Source organism: Janthinobacterium sp. Mn2066, assembly GCF_049319705.1.
Taxonomy (GTDB): domain Bacteria; phylum Pseudomonadota; class Gammaproteobacteria; order Burkholderiales; family Burkholderiaceae_D; genus Janthinobacterium.
Genome location: NZ_JBMOUF010000002.1, coordinates 253,331 through 268,822 on the forward strand (window position 1 = coordinate 253,331; position 15,492 = coordinate 268,822).

General features: G+C 61.3%; 8 protein-coding genes and 1 pseudogene. 5 read left to right on the forward strand and 4 right to left on the reverse strand.

Translation table 11 applies throughout. The features are described from left to right. Nucleotides 1-107 precede the first annotated feature (107 nt). A complete protein-coding gene (rimO, locus tag ACL9RI_RS04465; RefSeq protein ID WP_422725376.1) occupies nucleotides 108-1,514 on the forward strand; it encodes a 30S ribosomal protein S12 methylthiotransferase RimO in 1,407 nt (468 codons plus the stop codon). 107 nt (nucleotides 1,515-1,621) lie between these two features. Beyond that, nucleotides 1,622-2,790 (forward strand): annotated as a pseudogene (locus ACL9RI_RS04470) (cystathionine beta-lyase). Nucleotides 2,791-2,797: 7 nt separating this feature from the next. Here ACL9RI_RS04470 and ACL9RI_RS04475 read toward each other — a convergent pair. After that, nucleotides 2,798-3,160, reverse strand: coding sequence for a DUF4870 family protein (locus tag ACL9RI_RS04475; protein WP_422725377.1), 363 nt, complete (start codon nucleotides 3,158-3,160; stop codon nucleotides 2,798-2,800). A gap of 168 nt (nucleotides 3,161-3,328) precedes the next feature. Between ACL9RI_RS04475 and ACL9RI_RS04480 the strand changes: the two genes are divergently transcribed. Further along, a complete protein-coding gene (locus ACL9RI_RS04480) occupies nucleotides 3,329-5,110 on the forward strand; it encodes a serine hydrolase domain-containing protein (RefSeq protein WP_422725378.1) in 1,782 nt (593 codons plus the stop codon). A gap of 4 nt (nucleotides 5,111-5,114) precedes the next feature. On the opposite strand, the gene serB is transcribed toward ACL9RI_RS04480, so the two are convergent. Together serB and mfd are read right to left on the reverse strand one after the other, a co-directional pair. Then, a complete protein-coding gene (gene serB, locus ACL9RI_RS04485; RefSeq protein WP_422725379.1) occupies nucleotides 5,115-5,981 on the reverse strand; it encodes a phosphoserine phosphatase SerB in 867 nt (288 codons plus the stop codon). Between the two features lie 31 nt (nucleotides 5,982-6,012). Continuing rightward, complete coding sequence (gene mfd, locus ACL9RI_RS04490; protein ID WP_422725380.1) at nucleotides 6,013-9,456, reverse strand: transcription-repair coupling factor; 3,444 nt, start codon at nucleotides 9,454-9,456, stop codon at nucleotides 6,013-6,015. Between the two features lie 502 nt (nucleotides 9,457-9,958). Here mfd and ACL9RI_RS04495 point away from each other — a divergent pair. Further along, complete coding sequence (locus ACL9RI_RS04495; protein ID WP_422725381.1) at nucleotides 9,959-12,202, forward strand: RICIN domain-containing protein; 2,244 nt, start codon at nucleotides 9,959-9,961, stop codon at nucleotides 12,200-12,202. A gap of 86 nt (nucleotides 12,203-12,288) precedes the next feature. Here ACL9RI_RS04495 and ACL9RI_RS04500 read toward each other — a convergent pair whose 3' ends face one another. Beyond that, a complete protein-coding gene (locus ACL9RI_RS04500) occupies nucleotides 12,289-13,224 on the reverse strand; it encodes a 5'-nucleotidase (RefSeq protein ID WP_422725382.1) in 936 nt (311 codons plus the stop codon). A gap of 327 nt (nucleotides 13,225-13,551) precedes the next feature. Here ACL9RI_RS04500 and ACL9RI_RS04505 point away from each other — a divergent pair, with 327 nt between their 5' ends. Continuing rightward, entirely contained in the window at nucleotides 13,552-15,294 is a 1,743-nt protein-coding gene (locus ACL9RI_RS04505; protein WP_422725383.1) for a methyl-accepting chemotaxis protein, read from the forward strand. Nucleotides 15,295-15,492: the final 198 nt, after the last annotated feature.

Genomic DNA, 15,492 nt, shown 5'->3' on the forward strand with positions numbered 1-15,492 from the left:
CGGGCCTTCGGCTTACTTTCAGTTTACTTATAAGGATCGTAGCACGGATCATGCGCGCAGAATAATGTACAATGTTCGATTGGTCAAAATTTTCCTGGCAATCTATCATGCATTCGATCTCCCGTATTCCTGTCGTCAAATCCGAGCCTGGCGCCGCCATTGCCGGCGCCGCACCAAAAGTAGGCTTTGTCTCCCTCGGCTGCCCGAAAGCGCTGGTCGATTCCGAGCAAATCCTCACGCAATTGCGCGCCGAAGGCTATGAAACGGCGAAATCGTATGATGGCGCCGACCTGGTCATCGTCAACACCTGCGGCTTCATCGACGCTGCCGTGCAAGAGTCGCTCGACGCCATCGGCGAAGCGCTGGCCGAAAACGGCAAGGTCATCGTGACGGGCTGCCTGGGCGCCAAGAAGGATGCTGCCGGCGACGACATCATCATGAAGGTGCATCCGAAAGTGCTGGCCGTGACCGGCCCGCATGCGCTGGCGGAAGTGATGGACTCCGTCCACACGCACTTGCCGAAACCGCATGCGCCTTTCCTCGACCTGCTGCCGCCGCAAGGCATCAAGCTGACGCCGAAACACTACGCCTACCTGAAAATCTCGGAAGGCTGTAACCACCGCTGCAGTTTCTGCATCATCCCGTCGATGCGTGGCGACCTGGTGTCGCGTCCTATCGCCGAATTGATGATGGAAGCGGAAAACCTGTTCAAGTCGGGCGTCAAGGAATTGCTGGTGATTTCGCAGGACACCTCGGCTTATGGCGTGGACGTGAAATTCCGCTCCGGCTTCTGGAATGGCCGTCCTGTCAAAACCCATATGACGCAGCTGACCGAAGCGCTGGGCGAACTGGCCAAGTCCTACGGCGCCTGGGTGCGTCTGCATTATGTTTATCCATACCCGCATGTGGACCAGATCATCCCGATGATGGGCGACGGCCATATCCTGCCTTACCTGGACATCCCGATGCAGCATGCGCATCCGGACGTATTGAAGCGCATGAAGCGCCCGGCCAGCGGCGAGAAAAACCTGGACCGCATCCAGGCCTGGCGCGCGATCAACCCGGATTTAACCATCCGTTCGACCTTCATCGCCGGTTTCCCTGGCGAGACGGAAGCGGAATTCGAGTACCTGCTGGACTTCCTGAAGGAAGCGCAGATCGACCGCCTGGGCTGCTTTGCCTATTCGCCAGTCGAAGGCGCGACCGCCAACGAGATCGCCAATCCGGTGCCGGAAGAAGTGCGCGAAGAGCGCCGTGGCCGCGTGATGCTGCTGCAGGAAGAAATCTCGAAAAAACGCCTGCAAGCGAAGGTCGGCAAGACCGTGCGCGTGCTGATCGATGAAATCACCCGCACCGGCGGCGTGGGCCGCTCTTCCGCCGATGCGCCGGAAATCGATGGCGTGGTGTACGTCAAGCCGCCATACGAGCCGCACCGCAAGCTGGCCGTGGGCCAGTTCGTCGACGTGAAAATCACGTCGGCCGATGCGCATGACCTGTGGGGCGCGGCTGAATAAGCGCATGTAAGCGCGTGTAACAGTCGTACGGCATCAAAGGGCCAAAGCCCTTACAATCAAGGCGGACTCGCATATGCGGTCCGCCTTTTTTATTTTGCGACGACGCCATGACCCAGACAAAATCCCCGCAGACGGCGCTGATCCACAGCGATTACCAGGCGCCGGCCGGCTTTGCCGCCTTTCCCCATGCGATCCATCACGCCTCCACCGTGCTGTTCAAGAACGTGGCCGCGATGCGCTCGGGCGAGTGGAAGGATAAAAACGCCTATACCTATGGCTTGCACGGCACGCCCACCACCTTTACGCTGGAAGCGCGGCTGGCGGCGATCGAGGGCGGCAATCACTGCCTGCTGGCGCCATCGGGCCTGGCGGCGATTGCCATGGCCGATTTCGCCCTCTTGAAAAGCGCGATGACGTGCTGCTGCCGGAAAACGTGTATAACCCGAACCGCGAACTGGGGCGCTGGCTGGCGCACGATTTCGGCATCACGGCGCGCTATTACGATCCGCTGGTCGGCGCCGGCATCGCCGCCCTGATACAGCCGAATACAAAGCTGATCTGGACCGAAGCGCCGGGCTCCGTGACGATGGAAGTGCCGGACTTGCCGGCCATCTGTGCGGCCGCCCATGCGCGCGGCGTGCTGGTGGCGCTCGATAATACCTGGTCGGCGGGCCTGGCGCTGCGCGGCTTCGAGCTGGGCGTGGATATCATCATGCAGGCGCTGACCAAGTACCAGTCGGGCGGCTCCGACGTGCTGATGGGCGCCTTGATTACGCGCGAGCGTAGCTTGTACGAGCGTCTGGCGCTGGCGCATATGCGTCTGGGGCTGGGCGTGGGGGCCGACGATGCTTATCTGGTGCTGCGCGGTTTGCCGACCCTGAAGCTGCGTTTCGATGCCCACGATGCGGGCGCGCGCACGGTGGCGCAGTGGCTCAAGGGCAGGCCGGAGATCGCCACGGTGCTGCATCCGGCATTCGAAGACTGTCCTGGCCACGCCATCTGGCAGCGTGATTTTACGGGTGCAGGCGGCCTGTTTTCCGTCTTGTTCGATGCCCGCTATACGCAGCAGCAGACAGACCGCTTCGTCGATGCCTTGAAGCTGTTCAAGATCGGCTACAGCTGGGGCGGCGCGAATAGCCTGGTGATGCCGTACCCGGTCGCTACCATGCGCAAGGGCTGGCTGCAAGCGGGTCAGCTGGTGCGGCTGAACGTGGGCCTGGAAGACCCGCAAGACCTGATCACCGATATAGCGCAGGCATTCGCCGCACTGGCTTGAGCGGAGGCTACAGCGGCATCGCGTTATTGTTGTTCAGGTCGATGAAGCCGCGCAGCAAACGATACGCCTTCCACAGCCAGGCCAGACCCCAGACGACGAGGGCGGCCGGGATGCCGATCAAGGTCATCCACAGGATGGCGCCCAGTACGACCCAGACGACATACCACCAGAAGGAACGGATTTGCCAGCTGTGATGGCTGTACACGAAGGTGCCCGCCGTTTCGCCCCGTTTCACATAATTGATGATCAGCGGGATGAAGGAAAAGGCGCCCAGCGAAAACACGAAGCTGGCGCCATGGATCAGGTATAACCACCAGGCCAGGGTCTTGGCCTGGTTGACGTTGTTTTCCAAAATAATCTGTTGTGACATGGTCGCTCCTTGCTTGCTGGAGTTTTCATTGTAGCAAGCTATGCAAGGTTGCGGAGCCAGTCACGGATAAAAGAGGTGGCAGTGCTGAAAACTGAACAGTATCGAATCCCGCTGCAGCGGCGCTTTCGTCGCCTACTGCACGCCGCAAGCCTGTTATGCGCATTGGCCGTGCCCGCGGCATATGCCCAGGAAGCGAAGTCCAGCCTGGCTGGCGATATCGCGGCCAGCTTGAAGGAAGAGGGCTTGACGGGCGCCGTCTGGACCGAGCTGCAGCCCGATGGCAGCATCGTCACGGGCGCCGCCGGCCTGAAAAATGCCGCCAGCGGCCTGCCCATGCAGGCCGATACCAGAGTCCAGGTGGGCTCGGTCGCCAAGGTGGTGCTGGCGCTGGGCGTGCTGCACCTGGTCAGCGAGGGCAAGCTCACGCTCGACACGCCGCTGGACCAGATACTGCCGCAGCTGGCGCTGAAGAATTCCTGGCAAGCCAGCGACCCGGTGCGCATCCGTCATTTGCTGGCGCACACGGCGGGCCTCGACGACCTGCGCTTATGGCAAGCGTTCAGCACCAGGCCCTTGCCCGATACCCCACTGGCTGACGCCTTTGCCCATGGCGGCAACCTGCTGCGCGTGCATGCGCGCCCGGGCAGCCGCTATGCGTATTCGAACATGGGTTATGGCTTGCTGGGCATGGTGATCGAGAAAGTCACGGGCCAGCCTTATGAACGCTACCTGGACACGCAAGTGCTGCAGCCGCTGGGCATGGCCGACAGCACCTTTGCCTTTGTCACGCAAACGGGTCCGCAGGCCGATCCGCGCCTGGCGATGGGCCACTTCGAACGGGGTTTGACGCAAGCGGCCGTGCCGATGTATCTGCGCCCGGCGGGCCAGTTCACCACCACGGCGGGCGACATGGGCAAGCTGGCGCAATTCCTGATGGGCGACGGACAGCTGCACGGTAGCCCTTTCATCGCCGCGACCCTGATGGCGGCGCTTTCCAATCCCGTGGGCACGCAGGCCGCAGAGGCGGGACTGGAAGCGGGCCACGGCCTGGCGCTGGCCACGCGCGACCGCCACAACGTGCTGGGCGCCTGCCACCCTGGCACGACGGTGGGTTTTCGCGCCATGCTGTGCGTGTATCCCGAGCAGAAGAGCGCCTTCTTCGTGGCCTTCAATACCGATAGCGAAACGGCCGATTACGAGCGCTTCAACCGGCTGTTGATGCGCGACCTGGAACTGCCCTTGCGCGCCCCCGCGCCATCGGGCAAGCCGGCCGCCACGGTGGAAAACTGGGAAGGCGTGTACCTGCCGTCGCCCGGCGCCATGAGCAGCATGGCCTGGGTCGATACGGTATTCGGTTTCGTGCGCCTGAAATGGGATGGCGATGATCTGTACCTGATTCCATTCCAGGGCCAGCCCAGGGAACTCGAACCGCTGGGCGGCTTGCTGTTCCGCGCCAGCGACCGCAGCGCGCCATCGCATGTGCTGATGCAGGCCGATGGCCGCTATCTGTTCAGCGATGGCTTGCACACGTATCAACGGGCGTCGATGCTGCGCATGCTGGTCTTGTGGGGCAGTGTGGCGCTGGGTCTGGCCGGCCTGCTGTACCTGCTGCTGGTGGGCCTGTGGCGGGCAGCGCGGCGCAAGCTGAAACGCAGCGACCAGCTGTTTGCGCCTTTATTATCCGTGCTGGCGCTGCTGCTGCCCGTGCCGTTCTTCGTGTTCCAGTCCTTTTTGCGCCTGGGTGACGTGACAATGGCCAGCGTGCTGCTGGCCATCGTCACGGGTGCGCTGCCGCTGTCCGTGGCCTTTGGCCTGGCCCGCTGCTGGCGCGGCCGCCAACAGGCGCACGGGGTGGAAAAGTTCGACTGGGTCGCGCTGCTGGCGGCTTTGCAATGGCTGCTGGTGCTGGCCTGGTGGGGCTTGCTGCCGCTGCTGTTATGGCAGTTGTAGCAGTTTAATTCAGGATAGTCAGGATGCCATCGAGGCCCACGAAATTGAGGGCCACGTCGGCTTGCGAGCGTACCACCGGCTTGGCGCGGAAGGCCACGGAAAGACCGGCGATACCCATCATTTTCAAGTCGTTGGCGCCGTCGCCCATGACGATGGCTTGCGATGGCGAGATGCCGATTTCCTTGCATACGCGCTCCACCGTGCGCTTTTTCTCCTCGGCGTCGACGATGCCGCCCAGGACTTTGCCGGTCAGCTTGCCATCGATGATTTCCAGCGTGTTGGCGTGCGTGTAGTCCAGGCCAAGGCGTTCTTTCAGGCGGTCCGTAAAGAAGGTGAAGCCGCCCGAGACCAGCAGGGTTTTCAGGCCGGCCGCCTGCACTGCCGCCAGCATTTTCTCGGCGCCTGGCGACAGCTGCAGCCGCTCGTCGTAGACGCGCTGCAGGGCAGAGGCGTCCAGGCCTTCGAGCAGGGCCACCCGCTGCTTCAAACTGGCAGAAAAATCGAGTTCGCCGCGCATGGCCGCTTCCGTAATCGCCGCCACCTGCGGCTTCAAGCCTTGCATGTCGGCGATTTCATCGATGCATTCGATGGTGATCAGGGTCGAATCCATATCCATCGCCACCAGCTTGAATTCGGACAGCTCGCGCAAGCCCATCATGTAGGTGGCGTCCAGCTGCGCCGCGTGGGCCGCCACTTCGATGGTGGGGCGCAGCGCTGGCGAGTAGGCGATTTCTTCGCAGCGCACGGCGTTGGGGCTCAGGCGCGTGATGTGCGTGGGCGCGGCCAGCGCGGCGATGCGGTCGAGGCGGGCGCTATCGCCGTCCGTGCCCTGCAAGATCAAATTCATGGTGATGGAAGTCGTATTGGTCATTAGTCAGCCTGGCGTAGATAGTTGCGATAGTTTACACGGTCAACTGTTTGATGGTGGTCTTGATCTGCGTGACGCGCGCGGCCAGGTCCGGCATGGCGGCGCTGATCTTCAGCTTGTCCTGTCCATGCAGCTTGATATGGCGGTTTTTCTGGATCAATTCGATGATGCGCATCGGATCGATGGGCGGCTTGGGCATGAATTGCAGGGTCGCCGCCTCGCCATGCACGTCTATCTTGACGATACCCACGGTCTTGGCAGCGATGCGCAGGCGGTGCGTTTCGATCAGCGCCTTGACGGCGTCGGGCAGCTTGCCGAAGCGGTCGATCAGCTCTTCCTGGATATCGTCGATCTTGTCCTGCGTGGCGCAGTTGGCCAGGCGTTTATAGATCGACAGGCGCTCGTGCACGTCGCCGCAGAAGTCGGCAGGCAGCAGGGCCGGCACGTGCAGGTTGATCTCGGTGGTGGACGCCAGCGGTGCGGCCAGGTCCGGCTCCTTGCCTGCTTTCAGCGAGCGCACCGCTTCGTTGAGCATGTCCGAATACAGCTGGAAGCCGATCTCCGTCATTTCGCCCGACTGGCTTTCGCCCAGCACCTCGCCGGCGCCGCGGATTTCCAGGTCGTGCATGGCCAGGTAAAAGCCGCTGCCCAGTTCTTCCATCTGCTGGATCGCGTCCAGCCGGCGCTGCGCCAGCTTGCTCAAGCCCTGCACATCGTGCACCAGCAAATAGGCGTAGGCCTGGTGGTGCGAGCGGCCCACGCGGCCGCGCAGCTGGTGCAGCTGCGCCAGGCCGAACTTGTCGGCGCGGTGCATGATGATGGTGTTTGCCGTCGGCACGTCGATACCGGTTTCGATGATGGTGGTGCACAGCAAAATGTTAAAGCGCTGCGCCACGAAGTCGCGCATGACTTTTTCCAGGTCGCGCTCGTGCATCTGGCCGTGCGCCACGGCGATGCGCGCCTCGGGCAGCAGTTCCGTCAGCATGGCCAGGCGGTTCTGGATGGTTTCCACTTCATTGTGCAGGAAGTAGATCTGGCCGCCGCGTTTCAGCTCGCGCAGACAGGCTTCGCGGATGATCGCTTCGCCTTCGCTGCGCACAAAAGTCTTGATGGCCAGGCGCTTTTGCGGCGCCGTGGCGATGATGGAAAAGTCGCGCAAGCCTTCCAGCGCCATGCCCAGGGTGCGCGGAATCGGCGTGGCCGTCAGGGTCAGCACATCGACTTCGGCGCGCAGGGCCTTCAGCGCTTCCTTCTGGCGCACGCCAAACCGGTGTTCTTCGTCGATGATGACCAGCCCCAGGCGGGTAAATTTCACGTCGTCGGACAGCAGCTTGTGCGTGCCGATGATGATGTCCAGCGTGCCGTCGGCCATGCCCTTGAACGCCTGCGTGATTTCCTTGCCGCTGCGGAAGCGCGACAGTTCGGCGATGCGCACGGGCCAGTCGGCAAAACGGTCGGCGAAGGTTTGCGCATGCTGTTCGGCCAGGAGGGTGGTGGGCGCCAGGATCGCCACCTGCTTGCCGCCCATGACGGCGATGAAGGCGGCGCGCAGGGCGACTTCGGTCTTGCCGAAACCGACGTCGCCGCACACCAGGCGGTCCATCGGTTTGCCGGACGTCATGTCCTTGATGACGTTGCGGATGGCCTCGGCCTGGTCCGGCGTTTCATCGAAACCGAAACTGTCGGCGAAACGCTCATAATCGTGCGATGAATATTCGAAGGAATGACCCTGGCGCAGGGCGCGGCGCGCATACAGGTTGAGCAGTTCGGCGGCCGTGTCGCGCACCTGGTCGGCCGCGCGCTTCTTGGCTTTTTCCCACTGGCCCGAACCGAGCGAGTGCAGTGGCGCGTCTTCGGGCGAGGCGCCCGAGTAGCGCGAAATCACGTGCAGCTGCGAGACGGGCACGTACAGCTTGGTGTCCTTGGCGTATTCCAGGTGCAAAAATTCGGTCTCGCCTTCACCCAGGTCCATGCTGGCCAGGCCCATGTAGCGGCCGATGCCGTGGTTGATGTGTACCACCGGATCGCCGATTTTCAGCTCCGACAGGTCGCGCACCATCGATTCGACCTGCGTCACGCCTTCCTGTTTCTTGGCGCCCGCGCGGCGGCCCGAACCGGCATACAGCTCCGTTTCAGTGATGAAGCTCAGATTGCCATCGGCCGTGTACAGTTCGAAGCCGGCGTGCAGCGGCGCCACGCCCAGCACCAGCTTGGCGTCGGATAACAGGAAGCCGTCGCAGCCTTCCACGGGCGCCAGCTGCAAATCGTATTCGGCGAAATACTGTTGCAGGGTTTCGCGGCGGCCGTTCGATTCGGCGCAGATCATCACGCGGCGGCCCGGCTGCAGCAGATAGCTGCGCAGGTTGGCCAGCGGATCGTCGGCGCGGCGGTTGACGGCCACGTTCGGTATGGGCGCCGACAGTTCCGACGCCAGCGCATCGTTCGATTTGCTTATCGCCAGGCGCGGATACGGCTTGGCCAGGCTGAAGAACTGTTCGTCGCTGAGGAACAGCGCTTCGGGCGCCAGGATGGGGCGCTCGCGGTCGGCTTTCAGGAAGCGGTAGCGCGATTGGGTATCGGTCCAGAAGCGGCCAATGGCGGCGTCGATGTCGCCCACCAGGGCCAGCGCGGCGTCCGGCGGCAGATAGTCGTACAGGGTGGCCGTTTCTTCGAAAAACAGCGGCAGGTAGTACTCGATGCCGGCCGAGGCGATGCCGCTGCTGATGTCCTTGTAGACCACCGAGCGCGATGGATCGCCCTCGAACTGTTCGCGCCAGCGGCTGCGGAAAGTGGTGCGGGCCGCGTCGTCCATGGGGAATTCGCGCCCCGGCAGCAAGCGCACTTCATGCACGGGATACAGCGAGCGCTGGGTGTCGGCGTCGAACGTGCGGATGCTTTCTATTGTGTCGCCGAACAGGTCGAGCCGGTAGGGCAGCGCCGAGCCCATGGGGAACAGGTCCAGCAGGCCGCCACGCACCGAGTATTCGCCGGGCGACATCACTTGCGATACATGGCTGTAGCCGGCCAGCGTCAGTTGCGACTTCAGGCGCGCTTCGTCCAGCGTCTCGCCCTTCTTGAAGAAGAAGGTGTAGGCGGCCAGAAACGAAGGCGGCGCCAGGCGCACCAGCGCCGTGGTGGCCGGCACGATCAGTACGTCGCACTGGCGGTTCTGGATTTCGTGCAAAGTGGCCAGGCGTTCGGAGACCAGGTCCTGATGCGGCGAGAAGGCGTCGTAGGGCAGGGTTTCCCAGTCGGGCAGCAAATGGCAGCGCAGCTCCTTGCCGCCAAACCAGGGGATTTCATCGAGCAGGCGCTGGCCGTCGCTGGCTTGTGCTACTACCACGGCCAGCATGCGGCCCTGCGATTTCAGTTCCAGCGCGGCGTTGGCCAGCGCCCAGGCGTCGGAGGAACCATAGAGGGCCGGCAAGGCAAAACGATTGCCGGCTTTGGGAAAAGATTGTTTTAAGTCAAATGACATGCAGGCGATGACAGAGTAATGGTAGGGAGGTGCGCGCCAGCCGGTTCGGCGGCGCAGCGACAATCATCATTATAGTACCTGGCAAGCCATGCCGCGTTTGTCTGCAGTCGCGTTTCCCTCGTATCACTATTGCTTTTTAAAAAATGCTTTTTTCACTAGACAAGCGCAAATTCGTGGCGTAAAGTTGCTTCGTAGCATAAAAATAATCACGCCCGGAGACCGCGCCTTGCGCGCCTGGGCCGCAACCAGCCAGGTCACAGACCCTAGCCACCATTCCACGCGTTGGAATTTTTTTGGCATGAGTATGGAAGCGCTTCCACTGATCGATCCGCCTGTTATGTCGCCGCGATCTGATCATGTTCCGGCCTTGCCGGACTGTCGTTTTCATTGCACAGAATCTTCACGGGAGGAGCACTCGCTTCCGTGGCGGTAACTCACCTCCTGGCCTGACAGGGAGGATGGCAACAAGTATTTTTCCACTTCATTCGATGAGGAGACACTTTTGAAAACGACTATCAGCAAGTTCCTGGCGTTCTGGGCGCTGGGTGGAATGCTGGCCGCGTGCGGCGGCCAGGGAGAAGGGGGGCAGAGCAGCAAGCTGCTGGCCCAGGGCGTGACCAATGCAGGTGATGCCGCGCTGGCGGCCATCACGCCGGGCACCGTCTACACCTTGGTCAATCCGAATAGCGGCAAGGCGCTGCAGCCGGCAAATGGCGCTTCAAGCGACGGCACCATCACGGAAATTGCCACGGCCAATGGCTCGGCCGCGCAAAAGTGGCAAGTCATCAGCAATGCCAATGGCACCTACACTTTGCTGAACCAGAATGGCGGCAAGGCGCTCGACGTGCTGGGGGCCGCCACGCCCGATACCAGTCCCGTCGGCATTTACACCAGCAATGGCACCGGCGCCCAGCAATGGCAGATCAACGCCAATGCCAGCGGCACCTATACCCTGATTAATCAAAATAGCGGCAAGGCGCTGCATGTCAGCAATGCCGGCACGGCCAACGGTACGCCGGTGCAAATCTTTACCAGCAATGGCAGTGCAGGGCAGCAATGGCAACTGACGCCGGCGACGGGCGGCGGTACGACGCCCGATTTCGGCCCGAACGTGAAGATTTTTGATCCCGGCATGAGCGCAGCGGCGATCCAGGCGCAGGTGGACCAGGTTTACAGCCAGCAACGCACCAACCAGTTCGGCAATAATCGCTATGCCTTGCTGTTTAAACCGGGCAATTACCCAGCCTCTTATGTCAACGTGGGCTTTTATACCCACGTGGCGGGCCTGGGCCAGCGTCCTGACGACACGCATATCAATGGCACCATCCAGGTCGATGCGTCCTGGTTCAACGGCAACGCCACGCAAAACTTCTGGCGTTCGGTCGAAAACATTTCGCTCACACCGAGCGGCGGCACCAGCATGTGGGCCGTGTCGCAAGCGGCGCCGATGCGCCGCATGCACGTCCGGGGCAACCTGGCGCTGGCCGACAATGGCGGCTGGTCCAGCGGCGGCTTCATGTCCGATACCCTGGTCGATGGCGAAGTCAATTCGCAAAGCCAGCAGCAATGGCTGGCGCGCAACTCGCAATGGAACCACTGGGCCAGTGCCGTGTGGAACATGGTGTTTGTCGGCAACGTGAATTCGCCGGTGGCCAGCTTCCCCAATCCGCCGAACACGACGATTGCACAAACGCCGAAAGTGCGTGAAAAACCGTTCCTGACCGTCGATGCGGCCGGCAACTACAGCGTCTTCGTGCCTGCACTGCGCAGCAATAGCCAGGGCATCACCTGGGCCAATGGCGCCGGTCCTGGCGTATCCTTGCCGATCAGCCAGTTCCATATCGCCAAGGCCAACGTCGATACGGCAGATACCATCAACGCGGCGCTGGCCCAGGGCAAGCATTTGCTGCTGACGCCAGGCGTGTATAACCTGACCGATACCGTGCGCGTCAACAACGCCAACACGGTGGTGCTGGGCCTGGGCCTGGCCACCATCATCCCGACCACGGGCAAGGCTGCGATGACGGTGGCCGATGTCGACGGCGTGTCGATCGCCGGCGTGCTGTTCGATGCCGGCGTGACCAATTCGCCGGTGCTGCTCGATGTCGGTCCGGTCGGCAGCAATACCCGCCACATCGCCAATCCGACCGTATTGTTCGATGTCTTTGCCCGCGTCGGCGGCGCCTCGCAGGGCAAGGCCACCACCAGCGTGCGCATCAACAGCCATGACGTGATTGGCGACAATCTGTGGATCTGGCGCGCCGACCATGGCATAGAAGGGGCAGTCACGCATGGCTGGACGATCAACCCGGCCGACTATGGCCTGATCGTCAACGGTAGCGATGTCCTCATCTATGGCCTGGCCGTCGAGCATTACCAGAAGTACCAGACCCTGTGGAATGGCGAGCGCGGCAAGGTGTATTTCTACCAGAGCGAAGCGCCGTATGATGTGCCGACGCAAGCCCAGTGGATGGATGGCAACAAAAACGGCTATGCCTCGTACAAGGTGGCCGATCACGTGACCAGCCACGAAGCGTGGGGCGTGGGCGTGTATTGCTACTTCAATGTCAATCCCGCCATCAAGCTGCACAACGCCTTCGAAGTGCCGGCATCGGGCTTGAATGGCGCGATGCTGCACAATATGACCACCGTCTCGCTGGGCGGCGTGGGCGAGATCACCCACATCCTCAACGGTTTCGGCGCGACGGTCAACGCCGCGTCGATGAATGCGGTGCTGGTGCAGTAAGTTGCTCAATTGAGCTAACCAGGCCGGCGCAGCGTACCCCCTTCGGTGCGCCGGTTTTTGCAGGCCATGTTCTTACATGGCCTTTTTTATGGACGCAGCACATTGGCTACGCCAAACGGCACATGCACCATGGGAATGTTGCCGCCCGCCGATTTCAAGTGGCTCAGCTGGTCATCGAAGAAAATATGCGGCTTGAATACTTCCAGCACGCGCGACTTGTCCATGCCGCCCAGGAAAAACGTTTCGTCCGCCGCCACGCCCCAGCTTTTCAAGGTCGTCACGACTCTTTCGTGCGAAGGCGCGTTGCGCGCCGTGATGATGGCGATGCGCAAGATCTTCTTGTAATCGGGATCGCGCCGCTGCGCCTTTTCTTCCAGCCGTTGCATGGTGGCCAGTTTCTGGAACAGGCCGGCCAGCGGTCCGGGCCGGTGCGGCGTGCCCATGTGCAGGGTTTCATGGGCGTGGAATTCATTCAAGTCATTATTGCGCTTGAACACGGCTTCGGCTTCATCGTCGGCGATCACGCCGTCAAAGTCGAAGGCCACGCGCAATTCCTCATCGCTTTCATCGTCTTCCGTGCGCGAGGGCAGCACCAGGCCAGCGGGGGAATTGCAGGCCAGCGCGCTGCGCACGTCGTCTTCGTTTGCGCTGAGGAACAGCGAGGCATTGAAGGCGGGCAAATAAGGGTAGGGCGGCTTGCCCGTCATGAAGGCGGCGCGCGAGATGTCGAGTCCGTAATGGGCGATGGAATGCATGACCCGCAAACCCGTTTCCGGCGAATTGCGCGAAAACAGCACCACTTCCACCGGTGACTGCCGGACATAGTGCTTGTTGATGTTCAGGAAGCGGCGGATGAAGGGAAACGCCACGCCGCGCGGCAAGATCTTGTCGATATGCGCTTCCTGATACTTGCGGTACTCCTCGGGGCCGCTATCGAGGTAGATCTGGTGCGATTCGGACAAGTCAAACAGCGCACTCGAAGCGACGCCGATCACCAGTTTGTGTTCGATAGGATAAGCCATGGTTTTTCAGGATATTCATTGTTTGCTTGCTGACCATCTTATACGACGATCAACTCTGCAGCCAATAGCGGCAGGCTTGCCATGGCCGTTTTTTCAGCCTTGTTTTTGTGGCAAACAGCGTGGCACGAAAAAAATCTTGTTTTGTATCAGTCATGTATCAGTCAAAACGTTTTTTTTCCTCTATGCTGGCAGCCAGCAAATCTCGCTAATTGTCACGGAATTCATGTCTCATTCGCCATCTTCTTTATACAAGCATCCACCGGCCCGTATCAGGCGGCCAGTAGCGGTATTGCCGATAGTTGTCACGAATACATAAAGGAGAACGCCATGTTTAAAAATTTATTGATCAAATGGAAGCTGGCGACCCTGGTCGCTGTCATGATGCTGGCCTTGCTGGTGGTGGGCGCCAGCGGTTATGCCGGCATTGCCAAGGTGGGTAATGCCGTCGATGAAATCGGCGTGGTGCGGCTACCTTCCATCCAGGGTTTGCTGATGATCAATGAAGGCCAGACGGCGGTGGCGGCGGCTACCCTGACGGCTGCGATCTATGAAAACAATTACCAGTCACAAGAGCAGTTTGCCCAGGCGCTGCGCCTGCGCGAACATGCCTGGGCGGATATCGAACAGGGCCGCAAGTTGTACGAGGCCTTGCCGCAGACGGATGAGGAAGTGTTGCTGTGGAAACGTTTTCAGGGCGAGTGGGCCACCTGGAAGAACGATGACGACAAGGTGGGCGCCACCTTGAGCGCATTGGCAAGCCAGCACGACGAGCAGCAGCAGAAAGCGCTGTTTGTCGATTTCTACAAACAATACCTGGCTTCGCGTGCGCCGTTCGGCAAGGCGGAAGCCACCCTGGACGAGATCATCAAGCTCAACAAGGGCGTGGCCGACACCAGCGTGGCCGATGGGGCCGCCACCGTCCTGCGTTCGGAACGCCTGATGCTCAGTCTTGCGCTGCTCGCTGCCGCACTGGGTATCGCTTGCGCCGCCTATATTACGCGTGCCATCACGCGCCCCATCAATGCTGCCGTGCAAGTGGCGCAGACGGTGGCTGCCGGTGACCTGACCAGCCGCATCGAGGTGACGACGACGGAAGAAACGGGGCAATTGCTGCAGTCGCTGAAAGATATGAACGCCAGCCTGGTCAATATAGTGGGCCAGGTGCGCGGCGGCACGGACACCATCGCCACGGCCTCGTCGCAGATCGCCAGCGGTAATCTCGACCTGTCTTCGCGCACGGAAGAGCAAGCCAGTTCGCTGGAAGAGACGGCGTCCTCGATGGAAGAGCTGACCTCGACCGTGCGGCAGAATGCCGACAATGCGCGGCAAGCCAATCAGCTGGCCCGCAGTGCCTCGGGTGTCGCTGTCAAGGGCGGTGACGTGGTGGGCAAGGTGGTGCAGACGATGAACGCCATCAACGATTCCTCGCGCAAGATCGTCGATATCATCGGCGTGATCGATGGAATTGCCTTCCAGACCAATATCCTGGCCCTGAACGCGGCCGTGGAAGCGGCGCGCGCCGGCGAGCAGGGACGCGGCTTTGCCGTGGTGGCGGGCGAGGTGCGCAACCTGGCGCAAAGGTCTGCCGCCGCCGCCAGGGAAATCAAGACCCTGATCGGCGACTCGGTCGAAGCGGTGGACGAGGGCAGCAAACTGGTGGCCGAAGCGGGTGGCACGATGGCCGATATCGTGAGCAGCGTGCAGCGCGTGACCGATATCATGGCCGAGATCACCCTGGCCACGCAGGAGCAAAGCTCGGGCATCGACCAGATCAACCAGGCGATCAGCCAGATGGACCAGGTGACGCAGCAGAACGCGGCGCTGGTGGAAGAATCGGCCGCGGCGGCCGAATCGCTGCAGGAACAGGCCGGCCAGCTGGCGGAGGTGGTCAGTGTCTTCAAGCTCGATGAAACGGCGCCGGCGTCCGTCAAGCCCCTCAAGCCTTTCAAGCGTGGACCCGCCATCTCCGTGGCGCATGCCGCGCCGCCCGTCAAGGTTCGTCCGGTGCTGCGCGCCGTGCCCACGCCGCGCAAAAACGTGCATGCAGAAGATGAGTGGGAAGTATTCTGATATTGCAAAAATAGTATGAATTAGTGCCACAGCGGCCGCCTTGTGCGGCCGTTTTGCATGGTGCGGTGGCCGGGATGTTTTGTGAGGAAATGCCGGTTTCGAGGCTTTTTATTGTTTAAAATGACAGTATTATAAAAATGGCTGGTTTGCCGCCTAAGCAAAACTTTGCAAATCTTAACGAGACATTGCCTGACAGAT